At 36.1% G+C, this 25,438-nt stretch carries 23 protein-coding genes, 1 tRNA gene and 4 pseudogenes; 17 read left to right on the top strand and 11 right to left on the bottom strand.

Annotated features, from left to right (window positions below; genetic code table 11):
- Window positions 1-13 precede the first annotated feature (13 nt).
- On the top strand, window positions 14-934 hold the full coding sequence (gene rbsK, locus IQ237_RS07210; protein ID WP_194053708.1) for a ribokinase: 921 nt from the start codon (window positions 14-16) through the stop codon (window positions 932-934).
- Between the two features lie 123 nt (window positions 935-1,057).
- Here rbsK and IQ237_RS07205 read toward each other — a convergent pair whose 3' ends face one another.
- Complete coding sequence (locus tag IQ237_RS07205) at window positions 1,058-1,489, bottom strand: nucleoside deaminase (RefSeq protein ID WP_194053707.1); 432 nt, start codon at window positions 1,487-1,489, stop codon at window positions 1,058-1,060.
- A gap of 16 nt (window positions 1,490-1,505) precedes the next feature.
- Here IQ237_RS07205 and IQ237_RS07200 point away from each other — a divergent pair.
- Window positions 1,506-1,760: pseudogene (locus IQ237_RS07200) on the top strand (nucleoside hydrolase); the annotation flags it as partial.
- Window positions 1,761-1,811: 51 nt separating this feature from the next.
- On the opposite strand, the pseudogene IQ237_RS07195 reads toward IQ237_RS07200, so the two are convergent.
- Both IQ237_RS07195 and IQ237_RS26995 read right to left on the bottom strand, forming a co-directional pair.
- Window positions 1,812-2,452: pseudogene (locus IQ237_RS07195) on the bottom strand (transposase); the annotation flags it as partial.
- Between the two features lie 22 nt (window positions 2,453-2,474).
- On the bottom strand, window positions 2,475-2,627 hold the full coding sequence (locus tag IQ237_RS26995; RefSeq protein WP_375539898.1) for a hypothetical protein: 153 nt from the start codon (window positions 2,625-2,627) through the stop codon (window positions 2,475-2,477).
- A gap of 28 nt (window positions 2,628-2,655) precedes the next feature.
- On the opposite strand from IQ237_RS26995, the gene IQ237_RS07190 reads away from it, so the two are divergent.
- The gene (locus IQ237_RS07190) at window positions 2,656-3,354 is read left to right on the top strand and encodes a HEAT repeat domain-containing protein (RefSeq protein ID WP_194053705.1); all 699 of its coding nucleotides are present in this window, start codon (window positions 2,656-2,658) and stop codon (window positions 3,352-3,354) included.
- A gap of 34 nt (window positions 3,355-3,388) precedes the next feature.
- Here the strand turns inward: IQ237_RS07190 and IQ237_RS07185 are convergent, their stop codons facing one another.
- Window positions 3,389-3,898, bottom strand: coding sequence for a DUF29 family protein (locus IQ237_RS07185; RefSeq protein ID WP_194053703.1), 510 nt, complete (start codon window positions 3,896-3,898; stop codon window positions 3,389-3,391).
- A 205-nt stretch (window positions 3,899-4,103) separates the two neighbouring features.
- Between IQ237_RS07185 and recQ the strand changes: the two genes are divergently transcribed.
- Window positions 4,104-6,248 (top strand): DNA helicase RecQ, encoded by a 2,145-nt coding sequence (gene recQ, locus IQ237_RS07180; protein ID WP_194053702.1) that lies wholly within the window; start codon window positions 4,104-4,106, stop codon window positions 6,246-6,248.
- A gap of 394 nt (window positions 6,249-6,642) precedes the next feature.
- Here the strand turns inward: recQ and IQ237_RS07175 are convergent, their stop codons facing one another.
- A complete protein-coding gene (locus IQ237_RS07175) occupies window positions 6,643-6,831 on the bottom strand; it encodes a hypothetical protein (RefSeq protein ID WP_194053700.1) in 189 nt (62 codons plus the stop codon).
- Window positions 6,832-7,318: 487 nt separating this feature from the next.
- Here IQ237_RS07175 and IQ237_RS26650 point away from each other — a divergent pair, with 487 nt between their 5' ends.
- The 3 genes from IQ237_RS26650 (at window position 7,319) to IQ237_RS07165 (ending at window position 10,418) form a co-directional block, all read left to right on the top strand.
- The gene (locus tag IQ237_RS26650; protein ID WP_255512630.1) at window positions 7,319-7,453 is read left to right on the top strand and encodes a hypothetical protein; all 135 of its coding nucleotides are present in this window, start codon (window positions 7,319-7,321) and stop codon (window positions 7,451-7,453) included.
- A 476-nt stretch (window positions 7,454-7,929) separates the two neighbouring features.
- Window positions 7,930-9,930 (top strand): long-chain fatty acid--CoA ligase, encoded by a 2,001-nt coding sequence (locus IQ237_RS07170; protein WP_194053698.1) that lies wholly within the window; start codon window positions 7,930-7,932, stop codon window positions 9,928-9,930.
- A gap of 38 nt (window positions 9,931-9,968) precedes the next feature.
- A complete protein-coding gene (locus tag IQ237_RS07165) occupies window positions 9,969-10,418 on the top strand; it encodes a YlqD family protein (protein WP_194053696.1) in 450 nt (149 codons plus the stop codon).
- A gap of 124 nt (window positions 10,419-10,542) precedes the next feature.
- Here IQ237_RS07165 and IQ237_RS07160 read toward each other — a convergent pair whose 3' ends face one another.
- Window positions 10,543-11,076, bottom strand: coding sequence for a hypothetical protein (locus IQ237_RS07160; protein ID WP_194053694.1), 534 nt, complete (start codon window positions 11,074-11,076; stop codon window positions 10,543-10,545).
- 488 nt (window positions 11,077-11,564) lie between these two features.
- On the opposite strand from IQ237_RS07160, the gene IQ237_RS07155 reads away from it, so the two are divergent.
- A complete protein-coding gene (locus IQ237_RS07155) occupies window positions 11,565-12,872 on the top strand; it encodes a dihydrolipoamide acetyltransferase family protein (RefSeq protein WP_194053692.1) in 1,308 nt (435 codons plus the stop codon).
- A 639-nt stretch (window positions 12,873-13,511) separates the two neighbouring features.
- Window positions 13,512-15,236: a cation:proton antiporter gene (locus IQ237_RS07150; protein WP_194053690.1), complete on the top strand. Its 1,725-nt coding sequence runs from the start codon at window positions 13,512-13,514 to the stop codon at window positions 15,234-15,236.
- Between the two features lie 55 nt (window positions 15,237-15,291).
- Here the strand turns inward: IQ237_RS07150 and IQ237_RS07145 are convergent.
- The 3 genes and pseudogenes from IQ237_RS07145 to IQ237_RS07135 all read right to left on the bottom strand — a co-directional run.
- Window positions 15,292-16,011, bottom strand: a pseudogene (locus tag IQ237_RS07145) (RtcB family protein); the annotation flags it as partial.
- Window positions 16,011-16,820: a hypothetical protein gene (locus IQ237_RS07140; protein WP_194053688.1), complete on the bottom strand. Its 810-nt coding sequence runs from the start codon at window positions 16,818-16,820 to the stop codon at window positions 16,011-16,013. The gene IQ237_RS07140 and the pseudogene IQ237_RS07145, both read right to left, overlap by 1 nt.
- A 245-nt stretch (window positions 16,821-17,065) precedes the next feature.
- Window positions 17,066-17,527, bottom strand: a pseudogene (locus tag IQ237_RS07135) (RtcB family protein); the annotation flags it as partial.
- A 219-nt stretch (window positions 17,528-17,746) separates the two neighbouring features.
- Here IQ237_RS07135 and IQ237_RS07130 point away from each other — a divergent pair.
- From IQ237_RS07130 to IQ237_RS07100, 8 genes are all read left to right on the top strand, one after another.
- Window positions 17,747-18,475 (top strand): HAD family phosphatase, encoded by a 729-nt coding sequence (locus IQ237_RS07130; protein ID WP_194053686.1) that lies wholly within the window; start codon window positions 17,747-17,749, stop codon window positions 18,473-18,475.
- A 16-nt stretch (window positions 18,476-18,491) separates the two neighbouring features.
- Window positions 18,492-18,564: transfer RNA gene (locus IQ237_RS07125), tRNA-Ala, on the top strand.
- Window positions 18,565-18,686: 122 nt separating this feature from the next.
- Window positions 18,687-19,319, top strand: a complete 633-nt coding sequence (locus IQ237_RS07120) for a Uma2 family endonuclease (RefSeq protein ID WP_194053684.1) — start codon at window positions 18,687-18,689, stop codon at window positions 19,317-19,319.
- Window positions 19,320-19,465: 146 nt separating this feature from the next.
- A complete protein-coding gene (locus tag IQ237_RS26180; RefSeq protein ID WP_228019808.1) occupies window positions 19,466-19,636 on the top strand; it encodes a type I restriction-modification system subunit M N-terminal domain-containing protein in 171 nt (56 codons plus the stop codon).
- Between the two features lie 18 nt (window positions 19,637-19,654).
- Window positions 19,655-21,877, top strand: coding sequence for a type I restriction-modification system subunit M (locus IQ237_RS07115; protein WP_309225703.1), 2,223 nt, complete (start codon window positions 19,655-19,657; stop codon window positions 21,875-21,877).
- On the top strand, window positions 21,877-22,035 hold the full coding sequence (locus IQ237_RS07110; protein ID WP_194053682.1) for a hypothetical protein: 159 nt from the start codon (window positions 21,877-21,879) through the stop codon (window positions 22,033-22,035). The genes IQ237_RS07115 and IQ237_RS07110 overlap by 1 nt, the downstream gene beginning before the upstream one ends.
- Before the next feature lie 209 nt (window positions 22,036-22,244).
- Complete coding sequence (locus IQ237_RS07105) at window positions 22,245-23,489, top strand: restriction endonuclease subunit S (protein ID WP_194053680.1); 1,245 nt, start codon at window positions 22,245-22,247, stop codon at window positions 23,487-23,489.
- A gap of 149 nt (window positions 23,490-23,638) precedes the next feature.
- A complete protein-coding gene (locus tag IQ237_RS07100; protein WP_194053678.1) occupies window positions 23,639-24,241 on the top strand; it encodes a Uma2 family endonuclease in 603 nt (200 codons plus the stop codon).
- A 332-nt stretch (window positions 24,242-24,573) separates the two neighbouring features.
- On the opposite strand, the gene IQ237_RS07095 is transcribed toward IQ237_RS07100, so the two are convergent.
- Entirely contained in the window at window positions 24,574-24,993 is a 420-nt protein-coding gene (locus tag IQ237_RS07095; RefSeq protein WP_194053676.1) for a PIN domain-containing protein, read from the bottom strand.
- The gene (locus tag IQ237_RS07090; protein WP_194053668.1) at window positions 24,993-25,241 is read right to left on the bottom strand and encodes a hypothetical protein; all 249 of its coding nucleotides are present in this window, start codon (window positions 25,239-25,241) and stop codon (window positions 24,993-24,995) included. The genes IQ237_RS07095 and IQ237_RS07090 overlap by 1 nt, the downstream gene beginning before the upstream one ends.
- Window positions 25,242-25,438: the final 197 nt, after the last annotated feature.

Below are 25,438 nucleotides of genomic sequence, written 5' to 3'. Positions count from 1 at the left end.
ATAACTCCTGACTATGAAAATTATTGTTTTTGGCAGCATAAATATAGACCTAGTAGCAACCACACCCCGCTTACCTATTCCTGGGGAAACATTGCTAGGAGAAAGCTGTTTTACCACCCCTGGAGGTAAAGGTGCAAACCAAGCAGTTGCATTAGCAAAATTAGGAATACCCACGCAAATGATCGGGCGTGTAGGTGCTGATGATTTTGGTGCAGAACTCATTAAAAATTTGCAAAATTGTGGTGTTAAAACTGAAAATATCTTAATTGATGAAACCGTCAGTTCTGGGGTTGCAGTTATTATTGTAGATCAGCAAGGGGAAAATAATATCATAGTTATTCCCGGTGCAAATGGTAAAGTTAATCAAGATGATATCAATAGATTATCTAATTTATTCATAGATGCAAAATTCCTACTTTTACAACTAGAAATTCCTTTAAAAATAGTAATTTTAGCAGCCCAAAAAGCCAAAGAAGCAAATATAAAAGTTATTCTCGATCCTGCACCAGCACCAAATAATTTACCAGATGAAATTTACCCATTAATTGATATTATTACACCCAATGAAATTGAAGCCAGTCAATTACTAGGTTTTACTGTAAACAGACCAGAAACAGCAGCAAAAGCCGCTAATATTTTATTGCAAAAAGGTGTAAAATGTGCAATCATTAAATTAGGTGCAAAAGGTGTTTTCTGTGCAACTAAAGAAGAGAGTTTTTATATTCCAGCATTTTCAGTTAATGCAGTAGATACCGTTGCGGCTGGTGATGCTTTTAATGGTGGTTTAGCAGCAGCATTATTTGAGGGAAAAACATTAAGAGAAGCTGTAGTTTGGGGTGCAGCAGCAGGAGCTTTAGCAACCACAAAATTAGGGGCGCAAAGTTCTTTTCCTGATAGAATTACTTTGGATAAATTCGTAATTTGTAATTCGTAATTTACTCGTTTTACTCGTTCCCATACTCTGTATGGGAATGAATTATTAAAGGCTTTGCCTTTAGTCAAATTAGAGTCAGAGACTGGGAACGAGGGAAATCCAAAATTTTGACTCCTGACTCCTTTAAACTCCTATATCTTCATTCCATAATTCAGGTTTTTCTGCTATAAATTGACTCATCATTTGTTCACATTCATCGAGGTTTAAATCTATAACTTCCACACCATGAGAAACCATAAATTCTTTTGCACCAGGAAAAGTTCTCGACTCTCCTGCAATTACTTTTTTAATCCCAAATTGCACTACAGCACCGGCACACAAATAACATGGCATTAATGTAGAATATAAAGTTGTACCTTTATAATTACCAATTCTCCCTGCATTTCTTAAACAATCAATTTCCGCATGGGTGACAGGATCACCATCTTGGACTCGTTTATTATGACCTCTACCAAGGATTTTCCCATCTTTGACCAAAACAGACCCAATGGGGATTCCGCCCTCATTTCTGCCTTGTTTTGCTTCGCTAATTGCAGCTTGCATAAATTCGTTCATTTGATTAACTCCTAATATGAAAAAACAACTGGTATTAATGGATCATGATGGTGGTGTAGATGATTATTTAGCCACCATGTTATTGTTGACGATGGAACATATTGAACTGTTGGGAATAGTCGTCACTCCCGCAGACTGTTATATTCAATCTGCTGTCAGTGCAACTCGCAAAATAATGGACTTAATGGGATTTTCTCATATTCCGGTTGCTGAAAGTACAGTGAGAGGAATTAATCCTTTTCTCCGTCTTTATCGTCGTGATTCATTAATTAGGGTTTGCTGAAAAAGTCGAAAAAAACCTTGAGGAAAATTGAGTGGGTAGTCAAGCAGAAATAAAGATAAGTTTTTGTTGTCTAAACCTCACCAAACCATCAATTTCACTAATGAACCAAGGGAAAAAAGACGTAATTCTGAAAAATTGACAAAAAAATCCCCAAAAAAGCCTTGATAACAGGGTAGAAAGGTTCATAACCAAAAAGGAAATAGCAATACAAGTTAAAGAAGTATGAGGCAATTTAGCCATGACTCTACCCAGGCTAAATCTTCTTTTTCCTTGTCCAAACTTCCCTTCAATAGAATTACGAATCCTTTCATCATCAATAGCTTGTTTCTTTGTTTCTTTGTTTCTTTGCTGACATTTTTAGGTGGTCTACCTAGTGGTGGTCTACTAATTCTAATTCCTCTTTCTTTACACCAGTCTCTATTTTCCCTGTTGCGATAAATTTTATCAACATGAACAGATTCAGGATAATATCCAGTGAAATTTTTATAAGCTTCCACCTGTGATTTTAAGTCTCCTGATTCATTAAAATTATCCCAACTAATATTGTCCAAAAATACATAGCCCTTGAAATAACTAGCTGAAAACTTTGCCCCAAATTCCGTGTTTTTAGCGGCTTTACCACGGACTATCGGACGAATATGCGGTTGACTTAAACTGACAATTCTGTCTTCTATACTCCGTTTTTCATAGCAAGTATTAGTATTAAGTTTTCATATCTAGTCTAGGAGAGCCATTTTCTAATACCTTTTTGACTATTTTTTGATTTAATCTGTTGACTAGGTTCATATCTATTCTTTCTCGAAAATGAACTAGCATTGATGGGTCAAATGGTGTTTGATTACTATAGGCTGACATTCCTATAAAGTATTGCAGGTAACTAAAATTGGGTTGGCTTAATCAGGTAGGGATAGATACAGAGAGAAAACCTGTTTATGCTTTTTTTCATGCCTCATTTCAAGAATATTTTGCAGCCACAGCAATTGATGATTGGGATTTTTTCTTACCTAGACATCATAAAAATAAACCCATAGAAAACAAACAATATCGCATATTTACACCACAATGGAAACAAACTATATTATTGTGGTTTGGGCGTAAAGATTTGCCTAAAGCTCAAAAAGAGGCATTTATTCAAGCACTGATAAATTTTCAAGATGGCTGTGTGAAATATAAAGGTAAAAGTTTTTATGGTTATCGAGCCTATTTTTTAGCTGCTGCGGCAATTGCTGAGTTTAAAGACTGTGAACAAGCAGATCCAATAGTCAAACAGATTGTTGATTGGGAATTATATAATAGTTTGATGAGAGAGCAAGCCAAAGTAGCATTACAAGAAACGGAACGGATAAAAGCGATCGCTGCTTTGGTACAACTTCTGGATACATCACAGGATCAGGATACCCGTAGGTATGCTGCTGAAAGCTTAGGGAAAATTGACAAACGATATAATTCAATGTATGAATTCATCTGGCAATGCGCTCAAAATCTGCCCTATCCCGAATTTTATCAGGCTTGGCATCAGCCTTTCTTGGCAACTCGCTTACTTAGAAGTTTAAAAAGTATTCTATTTATGCGTATATTTTAATCAACTCATAAAATTCAAAGTTTCACAATTTATATTACTCAAACCAATCCTCACCACCTGCCAACTGTGCCAAATAATCATCAATCATATTTGCCAACTCTTTAGGCTGATATTGATAAATTAACTGTAAAATATTCTCAGCAAAATCAATCAAATCTTCTCGATTCAATCTTTGGGAAACTTGACTCGGTTTTAACGTCCCGCCAAAAATCTCCGCACTTGCTGGACGAATTGCCATTTCTAACGCTTCTGCTAATAATTCTCGCCATTCATCAGCTTTGATATAATATGATTTTTGATTATCTTTAACATTCAATTTAGAAATTTGAATTACAGAATCAGAAATTGAAGCAATCCAAGAATTAGTTAAACGCTGTTCAATTTGATTTTTAATGAGATGAATAACCAACCTCACTAAAAAAGCCTCTATTTTTCGCAACGTTGTCTGTTTACTCATCTCCTCCAAATCATCAAGAATTTCCAAAGCGTCATCATAACGCCCTTCTAATATACTTTGTCTTAAATCTATCAGTTCTTGAGTCATAATTATTTCCTATAATTGGTAATTACTGATAAAATCTTCATCTTCATCCTGTTAATCCTCAAATCCTGGAAATCCTGATTCAGACAATCCTAGTCTATAATTATAGCCATAATTATAGCCACTATTCCCCGTTATGTCTTTACCAATATAAGTTAAAATTTTCATATCTTTATCCCTGTGTGAACAAACTGCACACACATTTACCATGCTTCAGTATCCCCAACTAGAAAAATCTTTAAAAAATTACTTTGGTTATGACCATTTTCGCCCTGGACAAAGACAAGTTATCGAAGATGCCCTGCAAAATCGTGATTTAATGGTAGTTATGCCTACTGGTGGGGGTAAATCTTTGTGTTTTCAATTACCTGCACTTTTAAAACCAGGTTTAACAGTGGTTGTATCACCATTAATAGCATTAATGCAAGACCAAGTGGAAGCACTGAAAAATAATAATATTGCCGCCACTTTTATTAATAGTAGTCTTAACAGTTATCAAGTTCGCTCCCGTGAAGAAGCGATTATGACTGGTAAAGTTAAATTATTATATGTTGCTCCTGAACGGTTAGTTAGTGAAAGATTTTTACCGCTTTTAGAGGTGGTTAAAGAAAAAATTGGTCTGGCTAACTTTATTATTGATGAAGCTCATTGTGTATCTGAATGGGGTCATGATTTCCGCCCAGAATATCGGCAATTAATATTATTAAAAAAACGCTTTGCCCATGTTCCTACTATGGCTTTAACTGCCACTGCTACGGATAGAGTCAGAGCAGATATTATTCAACAATTAGGATTAAAGCAACCTAGTATTCATATTGCCAGTTTTAACCGCCAAAATCTTTATTATGAAGTGCGTCCTAAAAGCAGTCGTTCCTATGCGGAAATATTAGAAATAGTCAGAGAAAATGAAGGTTCAGGAATTATCTATTGTTTAACCCGAAAAAAAGTTGATGAACTAACTGTTAAATTACAAAATGATAAAGTTGCTGCTTTACCATATCATGCAGGTTTAACTGATGATGAAAGAAGCAAAAATCAAACTAAATTTATTCGGGATGATGTGCGGGTAATGGTAGCGACTATTGCTTTTGGTATGGGTATTAATAAACCTGATGTGCGGTTTGTAATTCACTCAGATTTACCGAGAAATTTAGAAAGTTATTATCAAGAATCAGGACGTGCAGGAAGAGATAGTGAACCCTCACGGTGTACTTTATTTTTTAGTTTTGGTGATGTAAAAACTATTGAATGGAGTATTAACCAAAAAACCGATCCTCACGAACAATTAATAGCTAAACAACAACTCAGACAAGTGATAGATTATGCTGAAGGAACAGACTGTAGACGCACTATTCAATTAGGTTATTTTGGGGAAAGATTTCCCGGAAATTGTGGAAATTGTGATAATTGTCGTTATCCCAAACCTGTACAAGATTGGACTATTGAAGCAATGAAGTTTTTATCTTGTGTAGCAAGATGTAAGGAAAGATATGGCATGAGTTATATTATTGATGTGTTACGAGGTGCAAAAACTCAAAAAATTGCCCTGAATAAACATGAGCAATTATCTACCTATGGTATTGGTAAAGATAAAACTGCTGATGAATGGCGAATGTTAGGAAGATCCCTTTTACATCAAGGTTTATTAGAACAAACTAATGATGGTTATTCGGTTTTAAAACTTAATGCTTTGAGTTGGGAAGTTATGCGAAAACAACGACAAGTTTCTATTGCTGTTCCTGTTTCTCAAAGATTAAATGTAGTAGATGTTAATAGCAAAGCTTTAGATGTAGAACTTTTGATGAACAGGTTGCGAACTTTGCGGAAACAAATCGCCGATGAACAGGGTTTTCCACCTTATATGATTTTTCAAGATTCGACTTTAAAATTAATGGCACAAGTCAAACCTAAAACTTTAGAAGAATTTGCTAATTTGGATGGTGTGGTGAGTTATAAAGTCAGTCAATATGGGGAAAAGTTTTTATCAGTAATTCAAGCACATTGTCAAGAACAAAGTTTTCCCCCACCCAAAAATACTGATCACTATCCAACTGATACGGAATCAACTACATTTGAGTTATATCAACAAGGTTTTAGCATTCAAGAAATTGCCGAAAAGCGTAATGTGAGAACTACGACAATTATCCGACATCTCTCAGATTTAATTGAAAAAAATCAACCTGTAGATTTAAATTTATTAGTACCTTTTGATAGACAAAAGAAAATTTGGCAAGTTATAGATGTTTTGGGTGATATTTCTTTAACTCCCATTAGGGAATATTTAGGAGAAAGTTATAGTTTTGATGAAATTCGTTTAGTTAGAGCTAGATGGCGCAAAGAAAATAAAAAATAGCGGTGATTTAGTTAAAATCTTTCGATGAAGTCTAGGTATATTCAGACTAAGAAACATCCTATTCCTGAAATTACTATTTCACAGAGTATTTCGGGAGCATCCCAATTTTGAAAAAATGAATGCAGCAACACTAAAAAATCTCTCACAATCTCTTATCTTTGTGTCCTTTGCGGTTCAATCATATCAAGTCTTGTAGCATTTTATTTCCCTAGATCAAAATAAATTTACACATTTGGGATGCTCCCAGTATTTCAGGTAAATGAGGTACAACATTGAATCTTGAAAATATTGTGGTATGGGAATCTTGTTGGCCACAGGTGTAACTCAATCAGATAAAATATGCTGTTAAAATATGCTGTTTTTTATCTTCACCACTAATTTAATCCACAGTCGCCTATCTTAACGAAAAACTGGGAATTTCTGGAATAGGTTCTGATGTGGCTGATGGAGGAATATTCATCTTCTCTTCTTCCTGATTTATTTGCGTCTTTTGGTTAGGAAGAATTATAGATAAAAATTTAGGTAAAACCAAACAGACAACCGTATTTAACAAAGTTATAAGTATGCCATCTATTAAACTCATAGATCATTCTCCCTTGTGAAACTTGGTTGCTGGTATTATCTAGTATGAACTATAACTTTGATATTAGGGCAATTATTCGATTTTGAATTTCTTTTGTTGTATATAAATAAATCAAATACTTTACATACAGCAGATTGCAGATCCATTAGGTACAGAATCTAAATTGAAACCTATACACTAAGCTAGTTTTACTCCTGACTCCTGACTCCTGACTGCTGCTGTAACTAATTATAAATTTAAAAAAATTAAAATTCAGAGGAAGAGGTAAAGGAAAAAGCAAAAACCTTTAACCTTTCCCCAAACAAAATAAGCTAAATAAGCTATTTATTCTCCCCAACCAGGAGAACACTGAGAACAAAATTGAGGGCTAAATTTACAAAATTGGCTACCAGTCAAATGGTAAACTGTACAATAGGGAAAACTCGTAACTTCTACTTTAGCTGTATTCAACCTAGAATCTATCAGTGAAGGTTTAGGTAGTTTAGTTTTGCAAGAAGACAGCATAGATAGAAACTTGGGCAAAGCTAGACAAGCAAAAGCATTGATGATAGTAATTAATAATGCCTCAACTACACCGATAGGTAATCACCTCCTTGAGAAATTAGGCAGTAATAATTCATAATTCATCATCTCTAGACTGTAGAGCAACCTGGTTTTTCGGTAAGCAGTCAGCAGTCAGTAGTCAGTTAAAACTGCTTTTCTGTTTAATTTTCCAGGATTTTTAGGGGAGACTGATACCAAATCAATTCCTCATTCCTCGCTAAAAATGCTCATAAATCCCAGATAATAGCTGATTAATGATTACTGACTGCTGAATACTTACGTTTTTCGACTTCTGTAATGAAGTTTTAGATAATTACGAATTACGAATTACGAATTAGTAACTATGAATTATTTGGTCATTGGGTAGCTGACACAGTAAAATACATGGAACTATACAAAGAAAGAACCATTGCATTTAATCTATATAAATTTAGTTTAGCATAAAGTTTGGTCAATAGAAATGTTGAAGTTGTGCTAGTGTCATACATAGTCAGGAAAGCTGATATTAAATACTGTTATTAGAAAAATCACAAATTTACTAAACAACTAAGTGCTATGTCAAAAATACAACCTGATTCCTCTTTTTTATCCAACGTCACTGAGCGAGAATACCGAGCATTGCAAAGTTTGGCAGATTACACAAATGTTGAGTCGTTGCCAGAAATATGGACTTTGGCTGCCAGGAAATTTGGTAACATTGTTGCCTTGCATAACCCCCACGCAAAACCCGAAGTAAAGATTACCTATTCTCAGCTATCCTTACAAATTCAACGATTTGCAGCGGGTTTGCAGGTTTTAGGGGTGAATATGGGTGAGGACGAAACATCTAGCACTGGAGAACGCATTTCCCTGATAGCAGATAACAGTCCGCGCTGGTTTATTGCTGATCAAGGGATCATGACTGCGGGAGCAGTAAACGCAGTGCGTAGCGCCCAAGCTGAAAGGGAAGAATTACTATATATTATCGCCAATAGTGGTAGTACGGGGCTGGTAGTTGAAGATATCAAGACACTGAATAAATTAGAGACAGGTTTGCAAGACTTACCGATTAAATTCGTAGTCTTACTTTCTGATGAAACACCACCAACAGCAGAAAATTATCAAGTGGTGAATTTTACCCAGTTGTTAGACCTGGGCAGCAACCGAACATTAGTAGCAAATAAACCCAGCGGTGATACCTTGGCAACCTTAATTTATACCTCTGGGACTACAGGCAAACCTAAAGGTGTGATGCTTTCTCATAAAAATTTGCTGCACCAAGTCAAGACATTGGGAACTATAGTTCAACCACAACCAGGAGATATAGTCCTGAGCATTTTACCCACATGGCATAGTTATGAACGCAGTGGAGAATATTTTTTACTTTCTCAAGGTTGTACACAAGTTTATACAAACTTACGTTCAGTTAAAGAAGACCTGAAAGAATTTAAACCTAACTTCATGATTGCTGTACCTCGGTTGTGGGAATCAATTTATGAAGGAGTACAAAAGCAGTTCCGCAGCCAACCAGCCAATAAACAAAAGCTGATTAAATTTTTACTGGACATGAGCCAGAAATATATCACAGCGCGACGCATTGCCCAGGGATTGAGTTTAGATCATGTTAATGCTTCAGATATGGAGCGAATAGGGGCGAAAATAGTAAAATTAGCCTTGTCACCGTTTCAAGCACTGGGAGAAAAATTAGTTTATGCTAAAGTGCGAGAAGCCACAGGGGGCAGAATAAAACAAGTCATTAGTGGTGGTGGGGCGCTACCCCGACATATAGATAACTTTTTTGAAATTATTGGTGTAGAGATTTTACAAGGGTATGGTTTAACAGAAACCTCACCAGTGACAAATGCCCGTCGTCCGTGGCGAAATTTGCGGGGTTCATCAGGGCAACCAATACCGGGAACAGAAGTTAAAATAGTTGATCCAGAGACAAGACAGCCTCTACCAGCAGGAAAACGAGGTTTGGTGTTGCTCAAAGGACCACAAGTGATGCAAGGATATTACAAAAATCCGGAAGCGACAAAAAAAGTCATAGATGCGGAAGGTTGGTTTGATAGCGGTGATCTGGGCTGGGTGACACCTCACAATGATTTGGTGCTGACTGGTAGGGCTAAAGATACAATTGTTTTGACCAATGGGGAAAATATTGAACCGCAACCGATAGAAGATGCTTGTTTGCGATCGCCCTATATTGATCAAATTATGCTCGTAGGACAAGACGAGCGCAGTCTAGGAGCTTTAATTGTTCCCAACCTGGAAGCCTTAGAAAAATGGGCAGAAAGTCAGAATTTGAAATTAAGCACCCAAGATGATCATACTGGCTCGACCAGTCAAAAAATTGACTTAGAGAGTAAAATAATCCAGGATTTATATCGGCAGGAATTGAATCGGGAAGTCAAAAACCGTCCAGGTTACAGAGCCGATGACAGAATTGGACCATTCACACTAATTCTCGAACCTTTTTCCATTGAAAATGGCATGATGACACAAACTTTAAAAATTCGTCGTCACGTTGTCATGGAACGATATCGAGATATTATTGACGGAATGTTTGCCAAATAACTCCACTTGCAAACTATCAGAGTGAACGTGAAATTTTTATGGATGTATCCAACCCTCAATTGCTTTTAAAGCGTGTCGTTAACGTCAAAGCTATTGTTACTCCTCTTTGGAAAGAGGAAGTACAACAGCAACTGCAAGAGCAGATCAACCAACTAGATCAGCAACTGCAACAGCTAGATATTGAAGGACAAAGAGCAATAACCGCCATTCAAAAACAGAGTTTACAACCACCAGGACCCCAAACCATACAACAAATTGACAATATCCAACTTCAGGTTAATCAAAAGAAAAGTGAACTGCTAGAGCAAAAAAACCAATTACTACAAAACCTTCAGCAAGTGCAGTATCTGGAGTTAGATCAAGAAGTCAACCAGTTTCAAATGGAAGGCTTTTTCAAAATAGAAACCGGAGACAACCTCATTAGTAAAATGCAGGTTGAAATTGTACTCAGAGATGGCGTAGTCGAGGAAATTCGCGGAGATGTTTAGTTATTAACAGGGAACAGGGAACAGGGAACAGGGAACAGGGAACAGGGAACAGTAAGATGGGGGGATGGGGAGATGGGGAGAAATATTTGCCTTCTGTCACCTGTCACCTGTCACCTGTCACCTACTAATCGCAGTTTTGGCTAAAATTATACTGGGTTGGACTTTGAGATAAACATTTTACTTGAGAACCAGCCCAGATAATTTCCCAGACTGGGGGTGAACTAACCAAGAGCGATCGCCCAAAGCGGCTCATCTCTACTCGATATTTAATTGCACTTACTGAATTAACTGAATTATTTTTTACTGGATTGAGTTTTGTAATTGTCACTAAAGCTTGGTTTGGTTGGGGATAAGCTACCTCTACTTGCGGCTTGACCTCTATAGATTTCACATCATCTAGAATATTTAAAGCCAGAGTAGCAGGGTCACTGCCTTGGAGAATAGAATTGATACTTTCTAAAGGAATAGTTTTATAATGAGAACGTTCAGGATAAGTCAGCAATGCTGATGAATCTTGTTCTACATATAACTGCTGCTGTTGTCCATTAGCAGTTCCAGTCATCAAAGCAGAAGGCTGTCGCTGCATCACATAAACCCCAGCAGCAGTGGCAAAGATGCTGAGTATCAAAATTAAAAGAAATTTGAGCTTTGCCGACATAATAATAGTATTGAAAGGGAAAGTTCCAAGAGTTTTAGATTTAACTCTCACCCCTAGTAACTGCTGATGAGCAGGTTTTGTGTGTGAAGGAGTGGTAAGCAGCATATATATAGCAGGTGACAGGTGACAGGTGACAGGTGACAGAGTGGAAAGTCTTTATATATCTTGGTTTTGTCAATGGCTTACGCCAAGCTGCGCTATCAGCTGATTTCCTAAATACCTTGACTCTGGCTACATACAGCAATCTTAGTTGCTATTGACGAACTATTAATGATTGCTTTATTTATAGACATCTACCTTTGTTTTGAGTTCCAATTGGCATTGGTAATTGATAATTGATAATTGGGAAAAATAAAATTAATTACCCAGTCACCAGTCACCAGTCACCAGTCACCAATCAATTGCTCCAAAATCCTCGTAGCAAGATACAATTCGATCTGGCGACATTTGTTAAAGTCCATAAAATTATTGATTCTGAAACCACCATTATGAGCATTCATGAAGTATTTATGCCGGCGCTGAGTTCCACCATGACTGAGGGAAAGATAGTCTCTTGGGTGAAGTCGCCGGGGGATAAAGTGGAAAAAGGCGAAACAGTGGTGGTTGTCGAGTCAGATAAGGCTGATATGGATGTGGAAACTTTCTATGAAGGGTTTCTCGCTCATATCATTGTCCAAGCTGGTGAAAGCGCCCCTGTAGGTGCTGCGATCGCTTACGTTGCCGAAACAGAAGCAGAAATAGAAGCCGCTAAGGCTATGGCTGGTGGTGGTAGTGCTGTGGCTGAAGCCGCACCTGCATCCGCACCCGCACCTGTACCCGTAGCTGCTGCTGCAACCGTTGACGCACCTGCAACAGCTTCTCAAAATGGCTCAAACCATCGGGAAGGTCGGTTAGTAGCTTCGCCCCGCGCTCGCAAGTTGGCGAAAGAATTAAGAGTTGATTTAAATAACCTTAAAGGTAGTGGTCCTTACGGTCGCATTGTCGCCGAAGATGTGGAAGTTGCTGTTGGTAAAGTTCCCCAACCTACTACTCCGGCTATTACTTCTATTGCACCGACACCCGCACCCGCACCCGCAAAACCAGCATCCGTACCCGCACCCGCCCCAGTTGCTGCTGCCGTTCCTGGTCAAGTCGTACCATTAACTACTCTGCAAAATGCAGTGGTACGCAATATGATGGCCAGCCTAGCAGTACCTACATTCCATGTTGGTTACACTATTACCACTGATGGATTAGATAAACTTTACAAACAAATTAAATCTAAAGGTGTCACCATGACGGCGCTATTAGCGAAAGCTGTAGCGGTGACATTACAAAAACATCCTTTACTCAATGCCAGTTATTCAGATCAAGGTATTGTTTATCATTCCAATATCAATGTTTCCGTAGCTGTGGCAATGGATGATGGCGGTTTGATTACACCAGTGTTACAAAATGCCGATCAGGTAGATATCTATTCTCTGTCACGCAACTGGAAATCTTTGGTAGATAGAGCGAGAGCGAAACAACTACAACCAGAGGAATATAGCACTGGTACATTTACTCTGTCTAATTTGGGAATGTTTGGTGTTGATACCTTTGATGCGATTTTACCACCGGGACAAGGTTCAATTTTAGCGATCGCTGCTGCTCGTCCCCAAGTTGTCGCTACCCCAGATGGTTTATTTGGTGTACGTCAACAAATGAAAGTTAATATCACCTGTGACCATCGTATTATTTACGGCGCTCATGCGGCTGCATTTTTGCAAGATTTAGCAAAATTGATTGAAACCAATCCTCAATCTTTGACACTGTAAGGAAAAACTTTAGTAAGCATTCAGCTATCAGTAATCAGTAATCAGCTTATCACGGCAAAAACAAAGATTTAGCACCATTAATTGAGGAAGTTTACACTCTGTGCATGGTGATCATTGTTTGTATTTTAGCCTTGAAAGCTGACGGCTGAATACTTAGGGTTTGCTGAAAAAGTTATCTGTGAAGGACCAGTGACAGGTAACAGGTGGCAGGTGACAGGTGACAGTTTCAAGAGTTGGATAGGAACGATTTTTTCTTTAAGTAGGAATTAAGTGCAAGGTTTTTCAGTTACCACCTCAGAAAAGCTTGCACTTTTTGAAAGTCAAAATAGCTAAAACCCTTTACCTGTAAAGTTTTCGGATTTATATGGCTAACGCCACGCTACGCTATCAGCAACCCCTACTTACAAAACCAATAAATCTTAATTTCAGACTTGGAGTTTTTTTAAATTCCAAGTTTTTTAAATTCCAAGTTTTTTTTAATTCCCAGTTTTTTTATATCCCTGGATATAGATCCGTGACTTCTTCAAGAAGTCGGGTATCTGTTTACCTGTTTACCTGTTTACTGTTATCAATTCAAGCTACTCTGAAAGTAAGTGACATCAGTTGATAACAAAATAAATTCATAAAGTCAAAAAAAAGATGCCAACAGAACATAGTTTAATTTTGGATATCACAACAGTGTTAGTCGCTACTGCTTTAGGAGGATTTTTTGCCCATCGGTTGCGTCAACCTGTGATACTTGGTTATTTAGTTAGTGGTTTTGCTATTGGACCTTTTGGTTTTAAGTTATTAAGCAATGTTGATGATATTAAATCTTTAGCAGAAATTGGAGTTGCTTTCCTGTTGTTTGCGCTGGGTGTAGAATTTTCTTTAGCAGAACTCAAACGAGTTAAAGATATTGCTATTAAAGGTAGTTTATTACAAATTGGTTTAACAATTGCCTTAGTAACAATAGTTACCCTCTCCACAGGCTGGGCTTCTGGAATTACAAAAGGCATTTTTTTAGGTGCAGTTTTATCTCTTTCTTCCACAGCAATAGTATTAAAAACCCTCACAGAAAAGGGTGAAGTTAATACAGTACATGGGCAAATTATGCTGGCAATTTTAATCGCTCAAGATTTAGCTTTGGGTGTGATGTTGGCAATAATTCCAGCTTTACAACAACCTGAAAATATTGCAGTAGCTCTCGGTTTGGCTTTAGTTAAAATTACAATATTTGTAGTAATTGCAATTATATTTAGTCGCTGGGTAGTGCCTCGTGTGTTAAGCAATATTGCTGCAACAGAAAGCAATGAATTATTTTTATTAGTTCTAATTGCTTTATGTTTAGGAGTTGCTGTAATAACTGCAAAATTGGGTCTTTCTATTGCTATGGGGGCGTTTGTTGCTGGTTTAATGATATCAGAAATTGATTATGCTGATCAGGCTTTAGCGAAAATTTTACCTTTGCGAGATACTTTTGCTAGTTTGTTTTTTGCTTCTATTGGAATGTTGATTGATCCGGCTATTCTGATCAGCAATTTTGCTATAATTTTAGAACTTGTGGCTTTGGTATTACTAGGTAAAGCAGTAATTATTTTCGGAATTGTTTTAAAGTTTGGCTACTCTCTCAAAAATGCAATTATAGTCAGTTTGGGAATTAACCAAATTGGTGAATTTTCTTTTGTATTAGCTTTGGTAGGGTTGCAATTAGAATTGATATCTCAACAAACCTATTCTTTATTATTAGGAACAACAGCAATTACTCTCATTCTTACACCATTCTCTCTCAAAGTTGCTCCTTGTATTGCCGATAATTTAAATCAAAATCCCGTACTAGCGAATTTCTTACAAAGATTTTCTGCACCCAAAACCATATCTATGCCAGAAATAATGACTGATCATGTAGTGGTAGCAGGTTATGGTAGAGTCGGGCAAGTAGTTGTTAATATCTTACAAAGTGAAGGATATCCAGTTTTAGTTATTGAAAATAGCGAAGCATCTGTACAAAGATTAAGAATGCGTCAAATACCTTATATTTTTGGTGATGCAGATTCAGAATTAGTATTAGAAAAAGCACATTTAGCCACTGCCAAAGCTTTAGCGATCGCCCTTCCTGATGCTGCTAGTACCCGTTTACTTTTAAAAAATGCTTTGACTATTGCACCCCATTTAGATGTCATTGCTCGTTCACATAATAACAAGGAAATTGATATTTTAACCCAAATGGGTGCGAAGGAAGTCGTACAACCTGAATTTGAAGCAGCTTTAGAGTTAGGAAATCATTTATTAAAAACTTTAGGAGCAGCAGAAAGTTACATTCAAGCTGTAATTAATACTATTCGCAAAGATAGATATTTAAGTGTTAGGCCAGATAAAGAATAGGAGTCAGGATAAACATAAATTACTACCTGTTCCCTGTTCCCTGTTCCCTATTTCCTTATCCTTTTACACACAAAACCTGTTTAAGTGTTGCTACCACTTGTACTAAGTCTGCTTGGTTTTCCATGACTTGCTCAATGGGTTTATATGCTCCAGGAATTTCATCTAAAACCCCTGTATCTTTCCGACATTCTACTCCTTTTGTTTGCTCGATTAAATCATCAAGAGTATAGACGTTTTTGGCTTTATTTCTTGACATTAAACGCCCTGCACCGTGACTACAACTACAAAAACTATGAGCGTTTCCTTTACCTTTAACAATGAAAGATTTTGCTCCCATTGAACCAGGAATAATACCATAATCTTCTTGTTTCGCTCTCACTGCACCTTTACGAGTGACATACACTTCTTCGCCAAAATGTACTTCTTTTTCGGCGTAGTTGTGATGACAATTTACCTCTAATAAAGGTTTAAAGGTTTTACCTCCTGAGAGATGTTTTTCAATGATTTTTTTCACCCGTGCCATCATGACATCACGGTTAGAAAGTGCGTAATTTTGCGCCCATTGTAAGTCTTCCCAGTAGGCTTTAAATTCTGGTGTTCCTGCTACAAAATAGGCTAAATCTGGATCTGGTAATTTCTCACCTGCCATTTTTGCTAGTTGTTTAGCTGTGTCAATATGACATTGTGCTAATTTATTGCCAATGTTTCTAGAACCGGAATGTAACATTAGCCAAACTTGGTTCTCTGTATCGAGACAAACTTCGATAAAGTGGTTCAATTTGTTACTGATTGCTGGTTAAGCTTATTAAGTCGCCACAGTCTCATTTCAATACTGTTTCGACTTCTGCCTAATACTTTCATTGAACACTCAACCGAATGGGTAGTAATAAACTGATCTTCTTGAGGTGTCCAAAATTTCCTATTGTTAACCCTCTTCATATCAGGAGGACGGCTCCAACTTAATATTTCATTAGCCTTGATGATTTTTCTAGATAAAGCCAGACAACCATCATAATATAAATATTTTGCCAGTATTTGAGCGTCCTCTTTATAAACCATGATGTTGTAAATGTTATCTCTAGTATTTCTATTAGAGGTTTTTGTTTTACCCACAATTTGCTGAATTAAGTCTATATATTCAAAACAAATATGGGAACTAGATGTAACGAAGGATAGAAAAGGAAAGCCATTTGAGGTAAACCCTAAAGATCCATCTCCATCTACTAAACCTCTAAAATAATCAACTTTTGAGAAACTACAACTCGGTGGTTTAATTACATCTGATTTACTACCTATTGGTAAACCCCAAGATTCAAGATACTCTCGAAACCGTTTATCATAAACTCTCCAAATAACTGAGGTGTAATTCTGACTAAAATTGGTATTGCGAGTGCGTTCAGTAATGGAGGAATTAAACGGTATCAGATTCTTAAAAGCCCACAATATATCTTCATCTTGTTTATTGATTTCTATACTTAAACGGCCTCGATCACGAGTGTTGTTGTATAGATGACCATCGGTTTGAATGAAGCCAAATAAGTAGGCATATTCGGGGTTATTGAGTGTGATATTAGTGGTTTCCATGATTCCACAATATCATAGATGAAAGTAGCAATCGATCAAGTCATTTCTGCTTGATTCTATACCTTCTTGTTCGGTATAGTTCGGAGTACACCTTCATCCTAATCAATTAGTTAATTTCTTAGGATGCCCAAGTCCCTCTACTCTCTACGGGGCGTTTTACCGCTTCCCTCGGTATTAGCATCCCAGCTTTCACCGATTTGGACGAGTTTTTAATCTTACATTACTGTAAGATGGGGCAATCTTTCACCCCCACCCAAAGAACCCATTTGTTTCATGGCTTTACTTTCTAAGTCTTGCACTCCCCGATGCAAGTCTTTAAATGAGCGCCATTTCTGCCAATTTGTTACAGCTTTTTCTACATCTTTATTTTCATTAAATCCTGTGGGAATTGCTGCTTCTATATCTTGGCGAATTTTCTTTAGTTTACCTGCTAATTGTTCACCTGTAAATGGTGTTTTTATGGCACACATTCCGCAACCAATATCTACACCGACAGCCGCAGGAATAATGGCTTCTTTAGTGGCAATAACTGAACCAACTAACGCTCCTTTTCCTAAGTGAACATCGGGCATTAAGGCAACGTGTTTATATACAAATGGCAAGGATGCAACATTCTTGGCCATTGTCATTTCATCTGAGCCTAATGGATGATTTGCCCAGGATAAAACGGGGGATTTTGTGTTAATTTCTAGTTGTTCGTAAGGCATAAAAAAGTATTCAGCTATTAGTAATCAGTAATCAGTAATCAGCTATTTTTGTTTGTATTACAAACATAATACATTTATCTTTATCTGTCAACTTCTGAGCAGAAAAAAACCGCATAACCTAATTTTTTCAGAAGTCGGGTATCTTTGCTGGTCATGCACGCCAAAATACATAATAATTATTGGTAAGGATCTTAATTATTATGGTATTGGCGTATTTACATGAGTTTAAAGACGGTTTTATTCGATTTCAATGGTGTCATTGTCAAAGATGAGCCAATTCATTTAAAATTAATAGATGAAATTCTAGTGCAGGAAAATTTGCAACCGCAAAAGCTGCATGAGCGTCAAGGTTGTTTGGGAAGGAGCGATCGCGCTTGTTTTCAAGATTTACTGAAAAATCGTGGTAGAGTGGCTACAGAAGAGTATTTAATGGAATTGCTGCAACGTAAAGCTGAGGCTTATGTGCAAGAACTGGAGACACTGGAAAAATTGCCTTTGTATCCAGGAATAGAAGATTTAATTTTTCAGGTGCGATCGCAAAACCTTAAACTCGGTTTAGTTAGCGGTGCTTTGCGTCAAGAAATCCAACTGGTGCTAGAACGTGCTAACCTGATTGAATATTTTACGGTTATCGTTGCAGGTGATGACATCACTACCAGTAAACCTCAACCTGAAGGTTATTTGCTGGCTGTAGAAAAATTAAATCAAGTATATCCAGATTTAAATTTGCAAAGTCAGGAATGTTTAGCTATTGAAGATACTCCTGCGGGTATTCAAGCAGCAAAACGCGCTCAGATGCAAGTTGTAGGAGTTGCCAATACTTACCCATTTCATATGTTACAGCGTCAAGCTAACTGGACAGTTGACTATTTGACAGAGTTGGAATTAGAACGGGTACAGGAAATTTTTTTGCAGCAAGATGTGAACAATATCAAAACCGAGTGTTAAAATAGGATATGATCAAGGGGAATTAGCTCAGTTGGTAGAGTGCTGCGATCGCACCGCAGAGGTCAGGGGTTCGAGTCTCCTATTCTCCATTTATTCATCTGCATTTCAATTTGCCAAATTTCACACATAAAAACGTAAAATTTGAGTATTAGGAGCATCTTACTCCTAGTTGTGATCATAGCCTTGCCAGAATTTAGGAGCGAGAAAAAATATGATAGCTGTAAAAAATCGCGCTGATAGAGTCGTATTATATGATATTAGCTGGCAACAATTTGAAAATATTTTACAAAATTTAGGACAATCTCGCGCTGCTACCATAGCTTATGATAGCGGAACTTTAGAAATTATGACACCTTTACCAGAACATGAACATTATAAAGAAGTAATTAGTGATTTAGTTAAAGATATTGCTGATACTTTAGATTTAGATTATGAAAGTTATGGTTCAACTACTTGGAAGCGTGAAACCAGACTAGCAGGTTTAGAATCAGATAATTGTTTTTACCTACAAAATGAAGCAAAAGTTAGAGGTAAATTAGATTTAGATTTAACCCAAGATCCGCCCCCAGATTTAGCTTTAGAAATTGATATTACCAGTAAATCTTTAAATCGTTTTCCTATTTATGCCCGCTTGGGAGTACCAGAAATTTGGTGTTATGATGCTGGAAAATTGAAGATTTATCTCTTAGAAAATGGTGAATATATAGAATCAGAAACAAGTTTAGTTTTTCCTGGTTTACCAATTAGAGAATTACCAAAATTGATAGAAGAACATAGAAACGAAGGTAGAAGGGCAATTAGAAAAGCTGTTAAAAATTGGGTTAATAATCAGAGGATATTGTAAAATTCAGATCCCCCCTAACCACCATTAATAAGGGGAAATCTAATTTTTAACTTTACAAATCAATTGTTAATAATATATAATGAATATAATTGTTAAAATATAATTCCTAAAAATTCTTTAATTCGGGCATCTCCAGGATACACAAAATGGCAATTAAAAAAAGCGAACTTTACAGTTCTTTATGGAAAAGCTGCGATGAACTGCGGGGAGGGATGGATGCTTCCCAATATAAAAACTATGTCCTAGTTTTATTATTTGTTAAATACGTATCTGATAAATATGCAAATGCGGAAGATGCACTTATAGAAATACCATAAAATGGCAGTTTTCAGGATATTGTTAACTTAAAAGGTAAAAAAGATATCGGTGAAAAAATCAATCTCATTATTAAAAATCTCGCTGAAGCTAACGACTTAGGTAATATTTTTAATGATGCAGATTTTAACGACGAGGATAAACTGGGAAAAGGTCAGGAAATGAAAGAACGACTAACAAATTTAGTCGCCATTTTTGAAAATCCTGCTTTAAATTTTAGCAAAAACCGCGCCGATGGAGATGATATTTTAGGAGATGCTTATGAATATTTAATGCGGAACTTTGCCACCCAGTCAGGAAAAAGTAAAGGACAATTTTACACCCCTGCGGAAGTTTCCCGCGTTATTGCAAAAGTCATCGGAATTAACAGCGTTACCAGTCCCCAACAAAGTATATATGATCCTACCTGTGGGAGTGGTTCATTATTATTAAAAGCTGCTGATGAAACAGATATTAAAATCAGCATTTTTGGACAAGAAATGGATAACGCTACCTACTCCCTAGCGCGGATGAATATGATTTTACATGGACATCCTACCGCAGAAATTAAACAAGATAATACTTTATCAACTCCCCACTTTAAAAATAGCGATGGTAGTTTAAAAACCTTTGACTTTGCAGTTGCTAACCCTCCCTTTTCCGCAAAAGCTTGGAGTACAGGAATTGACTTAGAAAAGGATGAATTTGAGCGTTTTTATGGTTATGGAATACCCCCAGCGAAAAACGGAGATTATGCTTTTTTATTACATTTAATTGCCTCCTTAAAACCCCAGGGAAAAGGAGCGATAATTTTACCGCATGGGGTGTTATTTCGGGGTAATGCCGAGGCAGATATTAGAAAAAAAATCATTAATCAAGGTATCATCAAAGGTATAATTGGTTTACCTCCTAACCTTTTTTATGGAACGGGAATTCCTGCTTGTATTATTGTCATTGATAAAGCAAACACGGGTAAATCTCAAGGCATTTTTATGCTAGATGCTAGTAAAGGATTTGTCAAAGATGGCAATAAAAACCGTTTGCGGGAACAGGATATACACAAAATTGTCGATGTGTTTAATAAGCAATTAGCAATTGCTAAATATTCCCGCATGGTGTCTATAGCGGAAATTGCCGAAAATGATTTTAATTTGAACATTCCCCGTTATATAGACTCCCAAGAAGCGGAAGACATTCAAGATATTGCAGCGCATTTGTTGGGAGGAATACCAGAGAATGATATTCAAGCATTAGGAGAATTTTGGCAAGTTTACCCCAACTTACAACAAGAATTATTTGCACCAACGAAAAACCATGGATATCAACAGTTAAAAGTTGCTGCAAATGATGTCAAAAATTGTATTTTTCATCATCCTGAATTTATCCAATATAGTCAGCAAATAGAGCAGGTTTTTACAACTTGGGAAAAACAACATACACCATTATTAAAAGCTATCCAACCAGGAGATCAACCCAAGGACATTATCTATAAATTAGGTGAGAATTTACTCGCAGCATTTACGGGACAAAAGTTAATAGATAAATATGACGTTTATCAATATCTTTTAACCTATTGGTTGGAAGTGATGCGGGATGATGTGTATATGATAGTGGAAGATGGTTGGAAAGCAGAACTGACACCGATAACTAATAAAAAAGGTGTAACTATAGATTATGTTTGTGAATTGATACCAGAAGATTTAATCATTAACAATTATTTTGCTACGGAACAGGGTAAAATAGAAAAGTTGGAAAATCAAAAAGATGATATAATCAGACAACAGGAAGAAATGCAGGAAGAATATGCAGGAGAAGAAGGTTTATTAGAAGAAGTGACTAATGACAGTGGGAAAATTACCAAGACTAATATTAATGTGAGAATTAAGGAAATCAAAAAAAATCCTTTATTTGCAGATGCGGAAGAGTTGCAGGTGTTAAAATCCTATTTACAATTGCTAGAGTCAGAAGCAATTTTGAATAAAAAAATTAAAGACGCTACCCAAGAATTACATAATAAGGTGTTAAGGAAATATAAGGAGTTGACGGAGGAGGAAGTGAAGACTTTGGTGGTGGATGATAAATGGATGCGGACTTTAAAACAGGGGATAAATGCAGAAATGGATCGTATTTCTCAACGGTTGACGCAAAGAATTAAGGAGTTAGGTGAACGTTATGATACTCCTTTGTTTGAGTTGAGTGATGAGGTGGATAGGTTGACGAGTTTGGTTGATCAGCATTTACAAAATATGGGGTTTGTTTGGTGATGGATAAAATTGAGAAGATTGATTTTTTACAACAACCTGAAAATAACAAAGGTGACTATACAAAGGAAAGGAGGGGAATTTTAGATCAAGTGACAAGAGAGGAGTTTTTTAAAGATTTACAGAAGATTAGAAATAAAGCTAACAATTCCGCCTCATAATGAATTATGACGCTAATAGCAAAAGTCGTCTAAAGACGACTGAATATAATTATAATTATATAGTCTGTTTTAACAGACTTTGGTTATTAGCCCGGAAATTCATTTCTGGGCGGGTTATTGGGAAAACAGATATTCCCAAGGTAGAACGCAGATGAACGCAGATAAACGCGGATGGATTTGATATTTTGTTTGTTTTTTTTGGGGGTTTTATGAGTGTTCCTGATGGTTTTAAGGTTTCTGAGGTGGGGGTTATTCCTGTAGATTGGGAAGCAGTTCTACTGGATTCGGTTGCGAAACGAGGAAGTGGCCATACACCTGATAAAAAACATTCTGAATATTGGAATGGTAATATAAAGTGGATATCATTAAAAGACTCAAATCGCTTTGATCAAATATATATTTATGATACTACTGAAAAGATAACTATGGCTGGTATTGCTAACTCTTCAGCAGTATTACATCCATCGGAATCAGTTGTTTTATCACGAGATGCAGGTGTTGGAAAAAGTGCTATTACTAAAGATGTAATGGCTGTTAGTCAGCATTTTTTCGCTTGGCAATGTGGGTTACAATTGGATAACCATTTTCTATATTATTGGTTTCAATTTAAAAAGTCAGAGTTTGAAAGAATTGCTATTGGTACTACTATAAAAACTATAGGTATTCCCTATTTCCAAAAATTAAAAATTCCCCTTCCCCCACTTACTGAACAAAAAGCGATCGCTCAATCTCTCAGTGATGTAGATAACCTAATTACAGCAATAGATAAACTCATCACCAAAAAGCGTAACATCAAACAGGGAACAATACAAGAACTCCTGACTGGTAAAAAACGCTTACCTGGTTTTAGTGGTGAGTGGGAGGTGAAGAAATTGGGGGATATTGGAAAATTTAAAAAAGGAAAAAATCTACCTAAAAAATCTATAACTCAAGACGGTCAACCATGCGTTTTATATGGTGAAATTTATACTAAATATAACTACTACTCCAAAGTTTTATACTCACGAATATCTTATGACTTAGCAAAAGAATCAATTGAAATTAATACTGGAGATATTTTATTTGCTGGATCAGGTGAAACTTTTGAAGAAATTGGGAAATGTTTTGCTTATCTTGGAATCGAAAAAGCCTATGCTGGTGGTGATATTATAATATTAAGTCCTAATAAAGATGATAGTTATTTTCTGAGTTATTTACTCAATTCCTATCAAGCAAATGTTCAAAAATCTAATCTAGGGCAAGGAAGTTCTGTTATTCATATTTATACAATTAATTTAAAAAATATAGAAATTCCTATCCCCCCACTTCCTGAACAAAAAGCAATAGCGAAAATACTAACAGAAATGGATGAAGAAATAGAAGCATTAGAAAAGAAAAGAGAGAAATACAAAAACATTAAACAGGGAATGATGCAAGAACTACTAACAGGAAAAACGAGAATAATTGACAATTGATAATTGACAATTGATAATTATATGATCTTCCTTAGCGACTTTGCACCTTAGCGCCTTTGCGCGAAACCAAGACCCTATAAAATCAGTAATATTGAATAGAACTTAAAAATTAGTTAAAATAAAACCAACCGCAAATACAATATAAACTTATGACTTATACCCCAATAAAAGCACTCACCTTTGAGCAATTTTTAAAAGAATATGGGGAAAATACCCGTTATGAACTAATTGATGGAGAACTCAGAGATATGGAACCAACAGGACCCCATGAAGAAGTTGCGGGAAATATAGCCGGGAGAATTTATACACAAATTATACATCATAAATTAAACTGGTTAATACCAAAAACTTGCTTAATTAAACCCCCTGCTGCGGAAGCTACAGCACTCCGTCCAGATGTCATTGTATTAGATAAAAACCAACTGAGTCAAGAACCACTTTGGCAAAAAGAACCGATAATTTGTAACGGTAAAACCATTAAATTAGTTGCAGAAGTTGTCAGTACAAACTGGCAAGATGACTATGCTAGAAAAATAGAAGAATATGCCTTTTTAGAAATACCAGAATATTGGATAGTAGACTTTCGTGCATTAGGAGGAATACAATTTATAGGCAACCCAAAACAACCAACATTAACAATTTGTCAATTAATTAATGGAGTATATCAACAACAAAGATATCCCTTAGGAGAGAGTATAACCTCTCCACTATTTCCAGAATTAAAACTTAAATTAGATGATATAATGCCATAAAATTGTAATTGTAATTGTAGGTTGGGTAGAACAAAGTGAAACCCAACCAACCTCTTAAAACCTCTCTGCGCCCCTGCGACTCTGCGTGAAAAATAATATACTGAAAAATAAACAGTAAAATCAAAAATCTGGCATAATTAAAGGAATGATTTGATGGCGATGTTTACGGTAAATAGTAAAAATTTAATTAATTAGTAAATGACCTTAATTATAACATAAGAAATCAAACCAGATTACAATACTCATTACCAAAACCCCTCTTTGCGATCTTAAACCTTTGCGACTTTGCGCCTTTGCGTGAGAAATAATATACTAAAAAATAAACAGTAAAATCAAAAATCTGGCATAATTAAAGGAATGATTTGATGGCGATTTTTACGGTAAATAGTAAAATCACTATCTAATGTCAGTATTGAAGAATTTGGATAAATTTCAGACATTCTGACTAAACAAGCATCTGCTAAAGACATAGGTACAGACTCATAACGCTGCATTAACATTTCCACAGCTTCAATTTCTTGATCTAAACAAAAAGAAACATCAATATATCCCTGTTTGACTAATTGTAAAGCCTTATTTGAACCTGAATGAACTCTTTGTAATAAAAAGCAAACTTCAGTTAAAACAGCTTCACAAGTCAACAAAGGATACTCAATATTTGTGAGTGAATTTACAGCCCAGTCATGAAATTTATCCCTAGACATCAGAAAAGCTACTAAAACCCCTGTATCTATAATTATACCTTTTTGCACTATTTACCGAACCCTTCCATATACTTGGGATTATAAGATAAATCTTCCAAATTACTATCTAAACAACCTATAAAATCTTGTGCCACTTCTGCAAAAGAAACTTGTTTTTCTGGTTTTTTTTCATCTTCCGAACTTAGATCAAAATGTTCTGCTTTAAATTCCAAAAACTCCACAAACTTAATCACCTCATTCCGTTGTTCAATAGGTAATTTTTTAATTTTAGCGATCGCCATTTCTAAACTTATCATTGATTGTTACCTCCTGTAAACTTGCAGTTATACTTTAGCAGTTGTATTTTCCAAAAATTATTTTTCATTACATGACATATCTTGACATTTATCTTCTAGATTTTATCATTTAATTAATTAGTAAATGACCTTAATTATAACATAAGAAATCAAACCAGATTACAATACTCATTACAAAAACCCCTCTCTGCGCCTCT

The sequence above is a fragment of the Sphaerospermopsis sp. LEGE 08334 genome (assembly GCF_015207205.1).
GTDB lineage: Bacteria > Cyanobacteriota > Cyanobacteriia > Cyanobacteriales > Nostocaceae > Sphaerospermopsis.
The sequence above is the reverse complement of the archived record's forward strand: the minus strand, read 5'-3'. Positions and strand labels throughout refer to the sequence as shown.